The sequence below is a fragment of the Cryobacterium glucosi genome (genome assembly GCF_004402235.1).
GTDB lineage: Bacteria > Actinomycetota > Actinomycetes > Actinomycetales > Microbacteriaceae > Cryobacterium > Cryobacterium glucosi.
Map to the genome: position 1 here is coordinate 1 of NZ_SOFS01000032.1, position 16,682 is coordinate 16,682.

At 68.9% G+C, this 16,682-nt stretch carries 13 protein-coding genes and 1 rRNA gene; 8 read left to right on the top strand and 6 right to left on the bottom strand.

The genetic code is table 11. The features are described 5' to 3' along the window. The first annotated feature begins 161 nt into the window (after positions 1 to 161). A 5S ribosomal RNA gene (gene rrf / locus E3O46_RS13750) occupies positions 162 to 278 on the top strand. Positions 279 to 513: 235 nt separating this feature from the next. On the opposite strand, the gene E3O46_RS13755 is transcribed toward rrf, so the two are convergent. Beyond that, positions 514 to 1,368, bottom strand: coding sequence for an RDD family protein (locus E3O46_RS13755; protein ID WP_134449745.1), 855 nt, complete (start codon positions 1,366 to 1,368; stop codon positions 514 to 516). A 17-nt stretch (positions 1,369 to 1,385) separates the two neighbouring features. Between E3O46_RS13755 and E3O46_RS13760 the strand changes: the two genes are divergently transcribed. Continuing rightward, positions 1,386 to 2,381 (top strand): stage II sporulation protein M, encoded by a 996-nt coding sequence (locus tag E3O46_RS13760; RefSeq protein ID WP_134560564.1) that lies wholly within the window; start codon positions 1,386 to 1,388, stop codon positions 2,379 to 2,381. Between the two features lie 14 nt (positions 2,382 to 2,395). On the opposite strand, the gene E3O46_RS13765 is transcribed toward E3O46_RS13760, so the two are convergent. Genes E3O46_RS13765 through E3O46_RS13785 form a run of 5 tightly spaced genes read right to left on the bottom strand, consistent with a single transcriptional unit; the run spans position 2,396 to position 7,754 of the window. After that, positions 2,396 to 3,703 (bottom strand): DUF58 domain-containing protein, encoded by a 1,308-nt coding sequence (locus E3O46_RS13765; RefSeq protein WP_134561900.1) that lies wholly within the window; start codon positions 3,701 to 3,703, stop codon positions 2,396 to 2,398. 1 nt (position 3,704) lies between these two features. Continuing rightward, positions 3,705 to 4,676: an AAA family ATPase gene (locus E3O46_RS13770; protein WP_134561901.1), complete on the bottom strand. Its 972-nt coding sequence runs from the start codon at positions 4,674 to 4,676 to the stop codon at positions 3,705 to 3,707. Further along, positions 4,673 to 5,926 (bottom strand): DUF4350 domain-containing protein, encoded by a 1,254-nt coding sequence (locus tag E3O46_RS13775; RefSeq protein WP_134561902.1) that lies wholly within the window; start codon positions 5,924 to 5,926, stop codon positions 4,673 to 4,675. Before E3O46_RS13775 ends, E3O46_RS13770 begins: the two co-directional genes overlap by 4 nt. Beyond that, positions 5,923 to 6,606, bottom strand: a complete 684-nt coding sequence (locus E3O46_RS13780) for a DUF4129 domain-containing protein (protein WP_134561903.1) — start codon at positions 6,604 to 6,606, stop codon at positions 5,923 to 5,925. Before E3O46_RS13780 ends, E3O46_RS13775 begins: the two co-directional genes overlap by 4 nt. Continuing rightward, entirely contained in the window at positions 6,603 to 7,754 is a 1,152-nt protein-coding gene (locus tag E3O46_RS13785) for a DUF7847 domain-containing protein (RefSeq protein ID WP_134449751.1), read from the bottom strand. Before E3O46_RS13785 ends, E3O46_RS13780 begins: the two co-directional genes overlap by 4 nt. 135 nt (positions 7,755 to 7,889) lie before the next feature. On the opposite strand from E3O46_RS13785, the gene mtrA reads away from it, so the two are divergent. From mtrA to secA, 6 genes are all read left to right on the top strand, one after another. Further along, the gene (gene mtrA, locus E3O46_RS13790) at positions 7,890 to 8,570 is read left to right on the top strand and encodes an MtrAB system response regulator MtrA (protein ID WP_134449752.1); all 681 of its coding nucleotides are present in this window, start codon (positions 7,890 to 7,892) and stop codon (positions 8,568 to 8,570) included. A 7-nt stretch (positions 8,571 to 8,577) separates the two neighbouring features. Continuing rightward, positions 8,578 to 10,287: an MtrAB system histidine kinase MtrB gene (gene mtrB / locus E3O46_RS13795; RefSeq protein ID WP_134449753.1), complete on the top strand. Its 1,710-nt coding sequence runs from the start codon at positions 8,578 to 8,580 to the stop codon at positions 10,285 to 10,287. Continuing rightward, entirely contained in the window at positions 10,280 to 12,028 is a 1,749-nt protein-coding gene (locus E3O46_RS13800; RefSeq protein WP_134561904.1) for an LpqB family beta-propeller domain-containing protein, read from the top strand. The genes mtrB and E3O46_RS13800 overlap by 8 nt, the downstream gene beginning before the upstream one ends. Positions 12,029 to 12,125: 97 nt before the next feature. After that, positions 12,126 to 12,869: a ComF family protein gene (locus E3O46_RS13805; RefSeq protein WP_166791083.1), complete on the top strand. Its 744-nt coding sequence runs from the start codon at positions 12,126 to 12,128 to the stop codon at positions 12,867 to 12,869. A gap of 99 nt (positions 12,870 to 12,968) precedes the next feature. Further along, on the top strand, positions 12,969 to 13,676 hold the full coding sequence (gene hpf, locus E3O46_RS13810; protein ID WP_134449756.1) for a ribosome hibernation-promoting factor, HPF/YfiA family: 708 nt from the start codon (positions 12,969 to 12,971) through the stop codon (positions 13,674 to 13,676). Between the two features lie 173 nt (positions 13,677 to 13,849). After that, complete coding sequence (secA, locus tag E3O46_RS13815; protein ID WP_134449757.1) at positions 13,850 to 16,672, top strand: preprotein translocase subunit SecA; 2,823 nt, start codon at positions 13,850 to 13,852, stop codon at positions 16,670 to 16,672. Positions 16,673 to 16,682: the final 10 nt, after the last annotated feature.

The window sequence follows — 16,682 nt, forward strand, 5'->3', positions numbered from 1 at the left end:
GGAGCTGACCGGTACTAATAAGCCAATAATTTGATAACACACCAGTTTGAATTAGCTGCAAGCGTCCACTATGTGGTTCTCGACGTACGGTCGAGAACAACCCCGGCATAACACCCGGGGTCTATAACTGAAAAATATAGAATCGATTCATCGAAAGATGTTTCGGCGGCTATAGCGAGAGGGAAACGCCCGGTCACATTCCGAACCCGGAAGCTAAGACTCTCAGCGCCGATGGTACTGCAGGGGGGACCCTGTGGGAGAGTAGGACACCGCCGGACTTAACTTAGAAACACCAGAAAAGCCACCCCACGGGGTGGCTTTTCTGCTTTAACCCGCACACCGCAACCACCAGCCAGCCAGCCAGCCNCCGCACACCGCAACCACCAGCCAGCCAGCCAGCCGGCCCGCCCTGCACTGGCCCCGCGCGACACCAGCGCCGCTACGCCCCGGACACGCCGGGCGCGTAACGGCGCAACCGGCGCGCAACCCGTAGCGGGGCGGCGCAGCATCCGCTCAGCGGTTGGGGAAATCGTGGGGGAGGCGCGTGAGCACCGGGCGGAGGCGCTCGAGGCGTTCTCGTTCCAGGAGGAGTGCCGCGTACTCGCGGCTGCGGCGCACGGCGGCGACGCCGGCGAGGAACTCCTCGGGGGAGACGGCGGGAACCGGGGAGACGAAGGGCGCCGCTTCCGCCGCGAGGTCACTTGCCACGCGCACGCGTGTCTCCGGGGTCAGGCGTCCGGACTGGCGGAGGAACTGGGCGATGCGGCGCGAGAGCCGGTCAGGCAGCCGCACGACATCGACGGTGTACGACCAGGTGGTGAGCTCTTGCGGAAGCCCGAGGACCGGCTCGTCGAACCGGGCCACCCGTTCATACTGGCTGTACGTGCCGGCCATCAGGTCGCCGAGGCGCTTGGACTTGCCGTTCAGCAGAGCCGTCGTGGCGGCCAGGCCGCCGAAGGTGAGGTAGATCTCGAAGATCCCGCTGAGGGCGCGGGTGAAGGCGTGCCGCAGCTGAATGGACCCGCCGTCGTCACGCACGATGCGGGCGCCGATCGCGAGCTTGCCGAGCGAGCGTCCTCCGGTCACGGTCTCCACGACAGTCGGGAGGACGAGGATCGAGAACGCGAGCCCTGAAATCGCCAGCGTCTGTGCGAGCGCTGGATCCAGGGCGTCGCCCATGACGAAGTCGACCGCGAAGGCGAGTCCCACGAAGAAACCGAGATAGGCGAGCCAGTCGATGATGGCGCCGGCCGCGCGCAGGATGAAACTCGCCGGCCGCACATCAAGCGCGACCGCCTCGCCAGTGACGAGTTCGTACTCATAGGGAGAACTTTCTCCCTGATCCGCCGCGTTTCCGGGGTGTGCCATGTCTACTATTAGAGCAGATGGACCTCGACGCATATTCAACGGCGCACCGCGCCCAGTGGGACCGCCTCGCCGAGCTCGGCAGGGAGCGGCGGCTCTCCGGCGCGCAGTCCGACGAACTGATCGGCCTGTACCAGTCCGGCGCGACCCAGCTGTCCGCAATCAAGAGCACGGCCGGCTCCACGATCCCGGGCGACCGGCTCTCCGTCGCGTTGTCCCGCGCCCGGCTGCGCTTCACCGGAGCCGGCGCGAACCTCGTGTCCCAGGTGCCTCGGTTCTTCGTCCTTCAACTGCCCGCCGCGCTCTACCGCCTGCGCTGGCTCACGCTGTGCGTCGCGGTCGTGACGGTCGCGGTCGCGGTGCTCTATGCCGTCTGGATCACCGGCGACCCCCGGGTGCTCGCCAACCTCGGCTCCGACGCCCAGCTCCAGCAACTCGTGAACTCTGAATTCGTCGACTACTACTCCGCCAACCCCGCCGCGTCGTTCACCGGCCAGGTCTGGACGAACAACGCCTGGATCGCCGCGCAGTGCGTCGCCTTCGGTATCCTCGGCCTCTACGTGCCGTACATCGTGCTCTCGAATGCCCAGAACATCGGCACGACAGCCGCGGTGATGTTCGCATACGGCAAGGGCGACGTCTTCTTCCTCTACATCGCGCCGCACGGGATGCTGGAGCTCACCGCGATCTTCGTCGCTGCCGCCGCGGGGCTTCGCATCTTCTGGTCCTGGATCGCCCCCGGTGGGCGTACCCGCGGGCAGGCTCTCGCGGCGGACTCGCGAGCCCTCGCGACGGTTGCGATCGGCCTCGTCTTCGTCCTCCTCGTCTCCGGCGTGATCGAAGGCTTCGTGACCCCGGCGCCGTGGCCGTGGCCGGTCAAGATCGGCATCGGCTTCGCCGCGCTGTGTGCGTTCCTGACGTACATGCTCGTGCTCGGCCGACGGGCCGCACGTTCCGGCGAGACCGGCGACATCGGTGAGTTCGAGGCCGGCAGCACCCGCATCTACGCGTCCTGAGGGCCGCGAGCGGGCTACAGTCGGCCGGCGAGCTTCAGGGCGAGGTAGTGGTCGGCGAGGCGGGGCGGCAGGTCCGCTGGCGGACCGGTGACGACGTCGGCACCCTGCTGGCGGATCGCCGCGGCGACCCTGGCGACGTCGAGCAGCGCCCGTTCGGCAGCGGCGGCGCGGTAGACCTGCTCCCGGTCGGCGCGTTCGTGGGTCGCCTGCACGGTCGTCGGGTCGGTGACCGACGCGACGACGACGGTGTGGCGGCGGGTCAGCTGGGGCAGTACCGCGAGCAGTCCGGTCGACGCCCCCGCGGCATCGATCGAGGTCAGCAGCACGACGAGGGCGCGCTGGCTCGTGATCGCGCGCACCTGGGCCGGCACTCCGGCCCAGTCCATTTCGAGGAGTTCGGGGTCGATCACCGCAAGGGTGTCGACCATCCGCGACAGCAGTTCTGCGCCCTGCGCGCCCTGCACCCGGCCGCGCACCCGCCGGTCGAAGGCGACCATGTCGACACGGTCTCCGGCCTTCGACGCGAGCGCGGCGAGCAGCAGCGCCGCCTCGAACGCGGTGTCGAGCCTCGTCTCGTTGTCGATCCGCGCGGCGGAGGTGCGTCCGGTGTCGATCACGATGACCACCCGCCGGTCGCGCTCCGGTCGCCAGGTGCGCACGACCACGTCGTTGTGCCGCGCCGTAGCCCGCCAGTCGATCGAGCGCACGTCGTCGCCGCGCACATACTCCCGCAGCGAGTCGAACTCGGTGCCCTGTCCGCGCACGAGCACGCTCGTGCGCCCGTCGAGTTCCTTGAGCCGGGTGATGCGCGAGGGCAGGTGCTTCCGGGCGTTGAAGGGCGGCAGGACACGGATGCGCCCGGGCGCCTCGAGCGTGGCCTGGCGCGCCCACAGGCCGAGCGGCCCGTACGAGCGGATCGTGACCCGGTCCACCCGTCGTTCTCCCCTCCGGAACGGAGTCAGCGGGAGGGACACGAGCCGGCGTTCCCCTGTCGGGACGGACAGAGGGGTGCGGTTGTTGCCTGCGCCGGCCGACGGTTGCCAGGCATCCCGCACGAGGGCGCGGAGGCGACGGGAGCCGGAATTGGTGACGTACAGCAGGCTCGTCACGGTTTCGCCGAGGCGCACCCTGGCCGGCAGCCTGCGTTCGAGGCGCACGGCTCTGGGCGAGCCGGCCAGCGCGAGGTCGAGCAGGCCGAGCCCGACCGAAAGCAGCAGCCACAGGGCGAGGATGCCGCCCGCGGCCGCCTGGCTGCGTCCGAGCAGCACAATCGGCACGACGCCGAGGGCGATGAGCAGTGTGAACCGACCGGAGACCGTCACCTTAGATCGGAACCTGGACCTGCTGGAGCACGCTGCGCAGGATGGCGTCCACGGACACGCCCTCGAGCTCGGCTTCCGGCTGGAGCTGGATCCGGTGCCGCCAGACCGGGAGGACCATCGCCTGGACGTGGTCGGGAGTGATCGAGTCGTAGCCGCTGAGCCACGCCCAGGCTTTCGTCGCCGCGAGAAGCGCCGTCGTCCCGCGGGGGCTCACGCCGAGCTTGACCGAGGGGCTGCGCCGGGTCGCGCGCGCGAGATCCACGATGTATGCGAGCACGTCCGCGCTCGAGCCGACCTCCATGACGGCGGCCTGCGCGGCGGTGAGCTGCTCGGCGCCGAGCACGGGAGTGACCCCGGCCGCGGTGAGGTCGCGGGGGTTGAAACCGGCGGCGTGGCGGCGGAGCACCTCGAACTCCGCGTCGCGTTCCGGCACGTCGAGCACGAGCTTGAGCAGGAACCGGTCGAGCTGCGCCTCGGGCAGCGAGTACGTGCCCTCGTATTCGATCGGATTCATGGTCGCGGCGACGATGAACGGGTCCGGCAACGGAATCGTCCGGCCGTCGACGCTGACCTGGCGTTCCTCCATCGCCTCGAGCAGTGCGGACTGGGTCTTCGGCGGTGTCCGGTTGATCTCGTCCGCGAGCAGGATGTTCGTGAACACCGGGCCCTTCCGGAACTCGAACTCGCCGGCCCGCGCGTCGTAGATGAGCGACCCTGTGACGTCGCCCGGCATCAGGTCGGGCGTGAACTGAACCCGTTTCGTCTCGAGGCTGAGCGCGTGGCTGAGCGAGCGCACCAGGAGGGTCTTGGCGACACCGGGCACGCCCTCGAGCAGCACGTGGCCGCGCGCGAGCAGGGCGATGATGAGTCCCGTCACTGCGCCGTCCTGGCCGACGACGGCCTTGCCGACCTCGGTGCGAACCTGCGCGAGCGATTCCCGAAGGGAAACGATGGTATCGGTCGGTGTGCTCATGGGTCCATTCTTCCGGGGGTGGTTGCGGTGGGTGGGGCGGATGCCGGCGGATCAGCGGGCAGGCCGCTCGCGGCGATCACGGCTCGCTCCAGGTCCTGGAGGAGGTCGGACTGGGCAATGAGGTCGCGGTCCGTCGCCGGGACTCCGTCGACGAGGACGAAGCGCACCTCGGCCGGTGCCCGACCGGTCAGTGCGGACACCGCGAGCACGACGTCGTCGAGGCTCGCGAGCCTGGACAGCCCGACCCGGGTCGCGAGGCGCTGCACGGTGGCGACCCGCAGGGAGTCGAGGGCGCGGAGGCGCGCGTTGCTGCGGGCATAGAGGCGGGCCCTGCCTTCCATCGTCTCGCTCGCGCGTACGGTCACCGGCAGGTTCTCGGCGACGAGCGGTCCGAGTCGCCTGCCCTGCCACACGGCCGCGGCGAGGAAGACGACCGCGAGCAGCAGGATCGAGGGCGTGACCCAGCCCGGCGTCAACTCGCCGAGGCTCGGCGGGCCGGTGACCGCGACATCCGTCAGGGTCGGCAGGTACCAGATCAGGTCGGCGCTCGGCCCGAGCAGCCCGAGTGCGAGCGCCGCGTGACCGGATGCCGTGATCTCGTCGTTGCTGAAGATGGCGCCATCGGCGACGAGGGTCAGCTCTGTGGACGGCAGGGTCGCGCCGACGACGGCGAATGAGTTCCGACCGGACGGGAAACAACCGATTTCCGCGGAGTCGGCGGGGAGGCTGAGCGTCTTCCCGCCGGGGGCGACGCCGCCTGCCCTGATCGCAGCGGGCAGGTCGCAGCGATCGCCAGGGCCGTCCAGGCTGTCGGCGACCCCGCCGAAGCCGACTGCGGGGGTCAGCGTCTGCAGCAGGAGGAAATCGGGGGAGACCACGACGGTCCGGGGTGCGAGGGCCGCCATGGCCGAGATCCGGTCGTTCGTCAGATAGCCGTTCGGGTCACTGAAGAACAGGGTCGGATCCGTGCTCGCCGCGGCGATCGTGCGAGCCTCGTCCAGGGAGTCCGCTGTCGTGACGCGCACCCCCTGCTGGCGCAGCACCTCGACGAGGGCGCGGGCGCCCGCCGGTGCGGCGTTGTCGGCGGCGAGCGGGGTCCCTCCGCTTGAACCGGCGCCCGCGAGCAGCGTCGCCGCGATGGCGACGAGCAGGGCGCCGACGCCGGCGAGCACCCAGAACCGCGAGCGCCGTGCGGCGGCGCGCAGGGTCGGGGTCGTCGCTACGGCATCGGCGCCCGCGAGAGTGGTCACCGCATTGCCGTCGGGGCCGGGTCTTCGCGGGTCGTCGGCGTCCGCGTGCGCAGGGCGCTTTCGAGCGCGGCGAGGGACAGGAAGCCGGACTCGGTGCCCTCGGCGTTGAGGTAGCGCACGCCGTCGAAGAGGTCAGCCGCCGTCCGGAGGCTGACCCGCTCCTCCGGGAACGCCGTTGCCGCCCGGTCGGCGAAGTTGTGCGCGGTCGTGCCGGGCGTGATGAAGAGCACCGTGCGTTCGATGAGCGACCGTGCCAGGGCCCGGAACATCTCGCTGATCGCGAGGTTCCAGTCCTTGTGCGATGCTGCCGACAGCGCCGCCCGGCGCAACTCGTCTGAGGACCGGGCGTCGTTCCTGCCGAACATCTCGTGCTGCAGGGCGCTGCGCCTGTTCCACCGAGGCAACCCGAAGACGAGCACGGCGACCACGACGACGGCGACGACGACAAGCGTCACGACGAGCGGGACCCAGGGTCCGAGGCCCGCGCCAGACGGCACGCCCAGTGAAGCGAACCAGTCAAATAAGGCCTTGCTGACCAGGTCGAACCAGGTCGGCCGCGCGGCCTGGTACGGCGGCTTGGCGAGCTCGTCCCGCAACCAGGCCGTGGCCGTCGGGGCATCGGGATCGACAGGGATGCCCCCCAGGAACGGACCAGACCACGCGCCCCCCGCACCGGTCATGACTGCGGGGCCGCCGGCATCCGCCCGGCAGGGACCAGGTACGGGTCGGCAGCGTCGTTGCCGGGGGAAGACTCGACGAAGCGCTGCAGGTCGAGGTCGAGGCCTTCCTTGCGCATCCGCAGGTCGATGTAGATCAGCGCTGTCGTGCCGGACTGGACCACCGCGGCGACGGCCCCGAGTACGAGGCTCAGGAGAATGGTCAGCACGTACAGCACGATCACGGGGATCCAGGAGTCGATGGCGCCGGTCGGGTCGATGAGGGAGACCGCGACGCCGCCGAGCAGCGACAGCGGTGTCGAGACGATCTGCGAGACGATGTTCACAATCGCGGCGACAAGGAACTGCACTCCGAGCGTGCGCCAGAAATAGCCCCTCGTGAGCGACCACGATCGGGCGATGGCCGCCCCGATGCCGAGGCGTTCGAGCACGATCAGGCTCGGGACGAGGGACGTCTTCGTGGCCAGCCAGGCCGAGAGCGCGAGGATGCCGAGTGCGCCGAGGATGCCGAAGACGATCCCGAAGACGACGCCGGCTCCTCCGAGCAACACGAACACGACGACGACCCCCGCGACGATGGCCAGGCCGAGGAGAAGGGCTCCGCTGAGGATCGCGGACCAGAGTGCGAGCGGCCAGAGGCGTCGGCCGGCCGCCCGCCAGAGCTGGCCGAGCCGGAGCTTCTGGCCGAGCATGGCACGGGAGACCTCGACGACGATGACGCCCTGGAGCATCGCGGAGGCGATCACGGAGAGGAGGATCGGCACGATCGCCGACAACACGATGGTGAGGTTGGCGCCGGCCTGGACCGCGTCCCTGTCCGCGAGCGGGGCGCTGTCGACCCTGCCGAGGGCGAGCACCGTCACCGGGCCGACGATCAGCAGGGTGACCAGGAGGATCGCGCCCTGCACGAGGAGTGCGCTTCCGAACGTGGCCTTGGGATTGCGCCGCAGCACCTGGAAGGGCGCCCAGAGCAGGGAGCCGAAACCGAGCGGCCGCAACGGGAGGAGGCCGGGGCGCGGCGGCGGGGTCCACGCGGGAGGAGGACCCCAGGCCTGGGGTGCACCGGACGCCGGCGGCGGCGCGTATTCGCCGTAGCGCGGTCGATCGTACGCGTCACCTGTCGGTGCGTGCCAGTTCTGCGGGTCCGTCACGAGACCTATGCTGGCATACTCGGCATCGAAACGGGCGCGACGGGCAATGCCAGCCCCCCTCGACTACTCTGGTGTCAGTGATTGCATGACTCACCGGGAGTATTCCCTCCGGTAACCTAAGCAGAAAACGGTTGGATGAACGCACGCATTTTGGTCGTCGACGACGACACCGCGCTGGCGGAAATGATCGGCATTGTCTTGCAGGGTGAAGGTTTCGACCCGCACTTCTGCGAAGACGGCTCACTCGCGCTCGACGCATTCCGGACGATCAAACCCGATCTGGTTCTGCTCGACCTGATGCTGCCCGGCCTCGACGGCATCGAGGTGTGCACCCTGATCCGCGCCGAATCGGGAACGCCCATCATCATGCTCACCGCTCGCACCGATACGACGGATGTGGTCAAGGGCCTCGAATCCGGCGCGGACGACTACATGGTCAAACCGTTCAACCCGAAGGAACTCGTCGCCAGGATCCGCACGCGGCTGCGGCCGGTGTCAACGGATTCTCCCGCGAACCTCTCGATCGGCGACCTCACCGTCGACGCCGCCGGGCACGAGGTGCGCCGCGGCGACCGGCAGATCGGCCTGACCCCACTCGAATTCGACCTCCTCCTCACCCTCGCGTCCCGTCCCCAGCAGGTGTTCACCCGGGAGATGCTGCTCGAGCAGGTGTGGGGCTACCACTACAAGGCCGACACCCGGCTCGTGAACGTGCACGTGCAACGCCTCCGCGCCAAGGTCGAGGACGATCCGGACAACCCCCGCATCGTGATGACGGTCCGCGGTGTCGGGTACCGGGCCGGCGCGGCCATCTAGGCTCCGCATGGCCGAACCGACCGGGTTTGCCCGAACATGGCGCAGGGGGTGGCGGGACTGGCGCGACTGGAGATCCTGGCGTGCCCGCCTGCTTCGCACCTGGCGGTCCTCCCTGCAGTTCCGCACCGTGACCATCACGGTCGTGCTGTCCGGCATCGCCATCGTCATGGTCGGCGTGTATGTCTCGGTGAGCGTCGGCAACGATCTCTTCCAGTCCCGGCTCAGCCAGGTCGAGCTCGACTCGAACCGGGCGACGAGCGCGGCCCAGGGGATCCTGGATTCCTCGGACGCGGCCGACCGGGTCCAGGTGCAGAGCCTGCTTGCCTCGGCGCGGAGCGCCATTTCCGCGGCGTCCTCGAGCCGGCTTGTCGCCGTGTTCCGGGTTCCCGGTCAGGACCCGTCGACGTCCGTGCCCCAGGACTTCTCGACATTCGGCGACTCGACCGAGGTCATCTCGCCCGAGCTGCGCACCGCCGTCCAGGGCTCGCCGGGCACCCAGTTCTGGCAGTCGGTGGCCCTGGCGACGGATGACGACGGCCAGGTCGCCGGGATCGTCGTCGGTTCGCAGATCACCGTCCCCGTCGCCGGCCGGTACGAGCTCTACATCGGCTACAACCTCGGCGAGGCGGAAACGACACTGCAGTTCGTGCAGCGAACCCTCGGCATCGCCGGGCTCCTGCTCATCATCCTGATCGGTGCGGTGACCTGGATCGTGGTGCGCTTCGTGGTGACGCCGATCCGGGTCGCGGCCGAGACCAGCCAGCGGCTGGCCTCCGGGGACCTCGGTGTGCGGCTGCCCGTCAAGGGCGACGACGTCATCACGACCCTCGCCCGGTCGTTCAATGGGATGGCGGACAGCCTGCAGAGCCAGATCAAGGAGCTCGCCGACCTCTCCGAGGTGCAGCAGCGCTTCGTCTCCGACGTGTCGCACGAGCTGCGCACCCCGCTGACGACGATCCGGCTGGCCGGCGACATGCTCTACGATCAGCGGGCCGCCTTCCCCCCTGCGACGGGTCGTACTGCGGAACTCCTGCACACCCAGGTCGAGCGATTCGAACTCCTGCTCGCGGACCTGCTCGAGATCAGCAAGTACGACGCCGGGTCGGTCGAACTCGAGGCCGAGCCGACGAACCTCGTGCACCTCGCCGCAGATGCCGTCGAGGGCCTGCGGTCGCTCGCCGAATCCAAGGGCACCCGGCTCAACCTCGTCGCCCCGGGAGGACACCTCGACGCGGAGGTCGATCCCCGTCGCATCCGCCGGATCATGCACAACCTGATCGGCAACGCGATCGAGCACGGCGAGGGCAAGCCCGTCATCGTCTCGGTCGACAGCAACGAGTCCGCCGTTGCCCTCTCGGTGCGCGACTACGGCCTCGGCATGAGCCAGGTCGACGTCAACCACGTCTTCGACCGGTTCTGGCGGGCAGACCCCTCCCGCAAGCGCACCATCGGCGGCACGGGCCTCGGCCTCTCGATCTCACTCGAGGACGCGACCGTGCACCGCGGCTGGCTCCAGGTCTGGTCGAGCCCCGGGAAGGGCTCGTGCTTCCGGCTGACCCTGCCCCGGACCGCGCGCGGCGAGATCACGAGCTCGCCGAGCCCGCTGCCGCCGGAGGACGCCGGGTCCGACGGAACCCTGCCGCGCCTCACGGTCGGCGAGGTCGGCCGGGCCGGGGTCAAGGGCGCCCAACACGGTGAGGGAGCGATCCATGACTGACCGGAGCGACGGCATCCGCCGTGCAATCCATGCGACCCGGGAAACCCGTGGAGGCGGACCCTGGCGCGCAGGGGGCACGCTGGCAGCCCTCCTCGTGCTCGCGGTCCTGCTCAGCGGATGCTCGGGGATTCCCCGGAGCGGCAGCGTGCGCACCGGGCAGGCGGTCGCAGCCGGGGACAACCCCGCACCCGTCTTCCTGCCGTCGCACCCGCAGGCCGATGCCAGCCAGGAAAGCATCCTGCGGGGTTTCATCGACGCCCAGACCAGCCCGGAGAACGACTACGCGATCGCCCGCGAATTCCTCGCCCCCGGTTTCAGCGGCGCCTGGGCGGCGGATGCCGGGGTGACGGTCGACGACGGGACGGCGCGCACCATCATCCCCGTCGACGGCCAGACCATGCAGTTCTCGGTGAATCCCATCGCCGACGTCGACGGGATCGGTGAATACCACGAGGTCGAGTCTCCCTCGCCCGTCGTGCTGCGCTACCAGTTCCAGAAGGTCGGTGACCAGTGGCGGATCAGCGCTGCGCCGAACGGCACCGTCGTCGACCAGACCACGTTCAGTGACGTGTTCAGCTCCCAGGCGCTCTACTTCTTCGATTCGAGCTTCGCGTTCCTGGTGCCAGACCTGCGCTGGTTCCCGCGCGGGGGCGCCACCCTGACCAAGATCGTCAACGGAGTGCTGCACGGGCCGAGCCCGTGGCTGGGCGGGGCGGTTGTCAGCGCGTTCCCCGATGGAACCAAGCTCACCGCGGATGCCGTGCAGGTCGTCTCGCGCGACGCGAAGGTCGACCTCAACGGCGAAGCCCTGAACGCAGACAGGGTCACCCTGCAGCGGATGCGGGCGCAGCTCACGAACAGCCTCCCCACGGGCATCACCGTCACGATCTCGATCAACCAGAACTCCCAGGACATCGGGGACCTCGGCGCCAACGCCCCGATCGTCAACCCGCGGGTGGACGCCCGGGCGCTCGTACTCCGCCAGGGCGCCTTCGGGTTCCTGTCCGCAGCAGGGAAGACGGTCACCCCGATCCCCGGGCTCTCCGACCAGGTCGTCGCGCTCGGCCCGACGGCGGTCACCCTCTCACCGGGGCAGACCGTCGCGGCGGCGCGGGCCGCGACAGGGGTCTCCTCCGTCCGGGTCGGCGAGGTCGCGAAGCTGCTCGATCCGCGGCCCGGCCTCATCGCGCCGGCCGTAGACAACTTCGGCTACGTCTGGTCCGTGCCCTCGAACCGTCCCGGTGAGCTGTTCGTCTACAGCCCGAACGGGGATGCGACGGCCGTGCCGACCTCCTGGCCGGAGGCCTCCGGAATCGTGGCGTTGCGGGTGTCCCGGGACGGTACCCGGCTGATCGCGCTGCTCACCTCTGGAACGGAGACCCGCTTCGTGGTCGTCTCGATCAAGCGGGACAAGTCCGTCCCTGTCGCCCTCGGAGACGAAGTCCAGCTCCAGTCCGTCACGGGCATCCCCCTCGACGCCACCTGGATCGACGAGCTCACGGTCGCCTACCTCGTCGCGCTCCCGACCGGAGAGGACCGCATCGTGACCCAGCAGCTCGGCGGCGTCAGTTCCAGCATCGAGTCAGCGCCGGGCAGTGCGACGATCACGGGAAGCAACACCCTGAGGGACGTGCGCGCACTCGCCACAACGGGCGGCCTGATGATGCAGCGCGGAGTCGGCTGGCAGGAGCGCATCGACGACGTGACTCTCGTGGCCACCCAGCAGGGAATCGGCGGGTAGGCGCGGGCCTGTCCTCCACAGCGCCGGCGCACGGCCGCGCGCGCACCGCCGTGCGCTCGCGATCATGCGCTCGCGTCAGGTCGGGCAGTCTGGCGGCATGACCGGGACCGGCGCGGCACGAACGGCACGAACGGCACGAACGGCACGGGAGGCGTGGCGGGCCGTCCTGGACGCGTGGGCCGTTCTCCTGCCCACGGCGTGCAGCGGTTGCGGGGCGCCGGACCGCGCCCTCTGCGCGGCCTGCCGCGCCCTCCTGGTGCCTGCCGTGCGCGTGACCGAGCGCGGCGGCCTGCGGGTCTGGGCGGGGCTCGACTATGCCGGCGTTCCGCGACGCGTGATCGCGAGTTTCAAGGACGGAGGGCGAACGGATGCCGCCGCCGCGCTCGCCCCTGCGCTCCTGGCCGCGGTCGTGGCCGCGCTCGCCGCAGTGGAGTCCGGCGGACCAGTGGAGTCCCGCGGCGCTGCGGAGACCGGCATCCGCCTGGTCACGATTCCCTCGTCGCGACGGGCCTGGCGGGCGCGCGGTTTCCTCCCGGTCGAGCTGCTGCTCCGCCGGGCCGGACTCGCACCGCACCGGGTCCTCACCGGCCGGGAGACCGCCGACCAGGTCGGGCTCGACCGTGCCGCCAGGTCCAGGAACCGGGACGGTTCGCTGCGCGCCCTTCGTTCCCTGACCGGGGTGCGCTGCCTGCTCGTCGACGACATCGTGACGACGGGCGCCACCGTTCTCGAAGCCCGCCGCGCCATCCTCGCCGCCGGGGGAGAGGTCGTGGGCGTGGCCGCCCTCGCGGAAACCCGGAGACGCCTACCTGTCACACATCGTTCATCAGAAACCGATTGACAAATTGCGGTGACTTCTCCCTCCGGCAGGGCTACGGTGGAGCTAAAGGCGCGCACCAATCGCCCGGGACCGGGCGGTTCGCCAGATCTGGAGGTCGTCATGGAAACTAATATCGTCGGACGAAACCTGGGGATCACTGATCGTTTCCGGTCATATGCGTCGGAAAAGGCTGAGAAGATCGCCGGCCTTGCCGACAAGGCCCTCGCCCTCGAAGTCAAGCTCAGCCGGAACCGCGAAAAGGGTTCAGCCACCGGCAATGACAGGGTCGAGCTGACCCTGATCGGGAAGGGTCCCATCGTCCGCGCTGAAGCGGACGGTTCGGACAAGTACGCAGCCTTCGACGTGGCACTCGGACGGCTCCTCGAGCGCGTGCGCCGCGCCAAGGACCGCCAGAAGCTGCACCGTGGCGGAGCGCACCGCCCCACCTCGCTGCACGACGCGGCATCCGTTGACTTCAGCGTCGTCGACATCAAGCCGGCCGACGCCGAAACCCTCGACGAGGTGCGCACCGGAGTCATCCGGGTGATCCGCCCCACCGAGTCGGAGGCGGCCGCCGCGGCCACCGCCGCCGAGGAGGAAGCGGACGAGGTGTACACGCCGGTCGTCATCCGCCGCAAGGTCTTCTCCGCCGCCCCGATGACCGTCGACGACGCCCTGTACTTCATGGAACTCGTCGGGCACGACTTCTACCTGTTCCAGGACTCCGAGACGAACCGGCCGAGTGTGGTCTACCGCCGCAAGGGCTGGGACTACGGGGTCATCGAACTGGCCGAGAACAGCGAGGAGTTGCGGGTCGCCGCCGAGTAAGGCGTCCGGTAGGCCGTCGAGTGCACTCCCTGACCAACTAGCATTGTTATAGTTGCCGCACACCGGCGCACAACAGTGCCGGCGTGGTTCAATCCGTCGCGTGAGCAGCCAGACCCTGGTTCATCTCACCGAGACGACAGGCGTAACGGCGCCGTGACTAGTGGAGTGCATTCGTGGCCTCAATCCTTGAAAAGGTTCTTCGTGTTGGTGAAGGACGCGTTCTGCGTCGTCTCGAGCAGTATGCGAAAGCCATCAATGCGCTGGAAGAAGACTTCAGCCAACTCACCGACGAGGAGCTGAAGAACGAAACCGTCGTGCTGCGGGAACGCTACTCGAACGGCGAGTCGCTCGACGACCTGCTGCCAGAGGCGTTCGCCGCCGTACGCGAGGCCTCGACCCGCACCCTGGGCTTGCGGCACTTCGACGTGCAGCTCATGGGCGGGGCGGCCCTGCACCTCGGCAACATCGCCGAGATGAAGACCGGTGAGGGCAAGACGCTCGTCGCGACGACCGCGGCGTACCTCAACGCCATCACAAGCCGCGGTGTGCACATCATCACCGTGAACGACTACCTCGCGAGCTACCAGAGCGAGCTGATGGGCCGCGTGTTCCGTGCCCTCGGCATGACCACCGGGTGCATCCTCTCCGGCCAGACCCCCGCGCAGCGCCACGACCAGTACCTCGCGGACATCACCTACGGCACGAACAATGAGTTCGGCTTCGACTACCTGCGCGACAACATGGCGTGGCAGGCAGCCGACATGGTCCAGCGCGGCCACTACTACGCGATCGTCGACGAGGTCGACTCGATCCTGATCGACGAGGCCCGCACCCCGCTGATCATCTCCGGCCCGGCATCTGGCGAGGCGAACCGCTGGTTCACCGAGTTCGCGAGCCTGACCAAGCGGCTCGTCCCCGAGGTCGACTTCGAGGTCGACGAGAAGAAGCGCACCGTCGGCGTGCTCGAACCCGGCATCGAAAAGGTCGAGGACTACCTCGGCATCGACAACCTCTACGAATCGGCGAACACCCCGCTGATCTCGTTCCTGAACAACGCGATCAAGGCGAACGCCCTGTTCAAGAAGGACAAGGACTACGTCGTGATGAACGGCGAGGTTCTCATCGTCGACGAGCACACCGGTCGCATTCTGATGGGCCGACGGTACAACGAGGGCATTCACCAGGCCATCGAGGCCAAGGAGGGTGTCGCGGTCAAGGCCGAGAACCAGACCCTCGCGACAGTCACCCTGCAGAACTACTTCCGGCTCTACACGAAGCTGTCCGGCATGACCGGAACCGCAGAGACCGAGGCAGCCGAGTTCATGAGCACATACAAGCTCGGCGTGGTCTCGATCCCCACCAACAAGCCGATGAAGCGCATCGACCAGTCCGACCTCGTCTACAAGAACGAGGAGGCCAAGTTCGGCCAGGTCGTCGAGGACATCGTCGGCAGGCACGAGAAGGGCCAGCCCGTCCTCGTCGGAACGACGAGCGTCGAGAAGAGCGAATACCTCTCCCGCCTGCTCGCCAAGCGCGGGGTCCGCCACGAGGTTCTCAACGCGAAGAACCACGCGCGGGAAGCCGCGATCGTCGCCCAGGCCGGTCGCCTCGGCTCCGTCACGGTCGCCACGAACATGGCCGGTCGTGGAACCGACGTCATGCTCGGTGGCAACGCCGAGTTCCTCGCCGTCGCCGAGATGAACGCGAAGGGCCTCAGCCCCATCGAGACGCCCGAAGAATACGAGACCGAGTGGGACGACGTCTTCGCCGCGGTCAAGGCGAAGGTCTCCGAGGAAGCCGAGAAGGTCGTCGAGGCCGGCGGTCTCTACGTTCTCGGCACAGAGCGCCACGAATCGCGCCGCATCGACAACCAGCTCCGCGGACGCAGCGGACGCCAGGGCGACCCGGGAGAGAGCCGCTTCTACCTGTCCCTGACCGACGACCTGATGCGCCTCTTCAACGCGGGAGCCGCCGAGAGCCTGATGAGCCGCCAGGGTGTGCCGGATGACATGGCGATCGAATCCAAGGTCGTGAGCCGCGCCATCCGCTCTGCCCAGTCGCAGGTCGAGGGCCGCAACGCCGAGATTCGCAAGAACGTGCTCAAGTACGACGACGTGCTCAACCGCCAGCGCGAAGCGATCTACGGCGACCGCCGTCACATCCTCGAGGGTGACGACCTCCACGAGCGCACCCAGCGCTTCCTGGAAGACGTGATCGACGAGGTTCTCAGCGTGCACACCGGTGAGGGCAACGGCGACGACTGGGACTTCGACGCGCTGTGGACCGAGCTCAGAACCCTCTATCCCGTCGGCATCACCATCGACGAGGTCATCTCCGAGGCAGGCAACCGGGGCAGGATCAACCGCGACTTCATGCGCAGGGAGATCCTCTCCGACGCTCGGGTCGCCTACCAGAAGCGCGAAGCCAGCCTCGGCTCCCCGGCCATGCGCGAACTCGAGCGCCGCGTCGTGCTCTCCGTGATCGACCGCCGCTGGCGCGAGCACCTCTACGAGATGGACTACCTCAAGGACGGCATCGGCCTCCGTGCGATGGCCCAGCGTGACCCGCTCGTCGAGTACCAGCGTGAGGGTTTCGCCATGTTCCAGCAGATGATGGGCCAGATCCGCGAGGAGACCGTCGGCTTCCTGTTCAACCTCGAGGTCGAGGTCAACCAGGCGCCAGATCCCGTCGCCGCGCCCGTCGTCGTCGCCAAGGGCCTCACCCCCGGTGAGGATTCCGGTGCCGACAAGCTCAGCTACACCGCACCGAGCGATTCCGGCGGAGTCGAGGTGCGCAACCAGCGCGGCCAGATCCAGCAGGCCGCGACCGACCGTGCCCGCCGGGCCGAGACGGACGCGAACGCAGGAGATGCCCCTGCGGAGGAGTCAGCGGCTCCCGCTGGTCCTCCCCGTCGCGGCGCCTTCGGCCAGCGCGACTCCGGGACGCCGGCCGTTCCGGTGAACCGCGCCGAGCGTCGGGCCCAGGGCAAGAAGTAGCACCGCCCGT

Bases quoted from the DNA above. Each gene is read 5' to 3' on its own strand.
- E3O46_RS13755 (WP_134449745.1), bottom strand. From the start codon at position 1,368: ATGGCACACCCCGGAAACGCGGCGGATCAGGGAGAAAGTTCTCCCTAT.
- E3O46_RS13760 (WP_134560564.1), top strand. From the start codon at position 1,386: ATGGACCTCGACGCATATTCAACGGCGCACCGCGCCCAGTGGGACCGC.
- E3O46_RS13770 (WP_134561901.1), bottom strand. From the start codon at position 4,676: ATGAGCACACCGACCGATACCATCGTTTCCCTTCGGGAATCGCTCGCG.
- E3O46_RS13780 (WP_134561903.1), bottom strand. From the start codon at position 6,606: ATGACCGGTGCGGGGGGCGCGTGGTCTGGTCCGTTCCTGGGGGGCATC.
- mtrA (WP_134449752.1), top strand. From the start codon at position 7,890: ATGAACGCACGCATTTTGGTCGTCGACGACGACACCGCGCTGGCGGAA.
- mtrB (WP_134449753.1), top strand. From the start codon at position 8,578: ATGGCCGAACCGACCGGGTTTGCCCGAACATGGCGCAGGGGGTGGCGG.
- E3O46_RS13800 (WP_134561904.1), top strand. From the start codon at position 10,280: ATGACTGACCGGAGCGACGGCATCCGCCGTGCAATCCATGCGACCCGG.
- E3O46_RS13805 (WP_166791083.1), top strand. From the start codon at position 12,126: ATGACCGGGACCGGCGCGGCACGAACGGCACGAACGGCACGAACGGCA.
- hpf (WP_134449756.1), top strand. From the start codon at position 12,969: ATGGAAACTAATATCGTCGGACGAAACCTGGGGATCACTGATCGTTTC.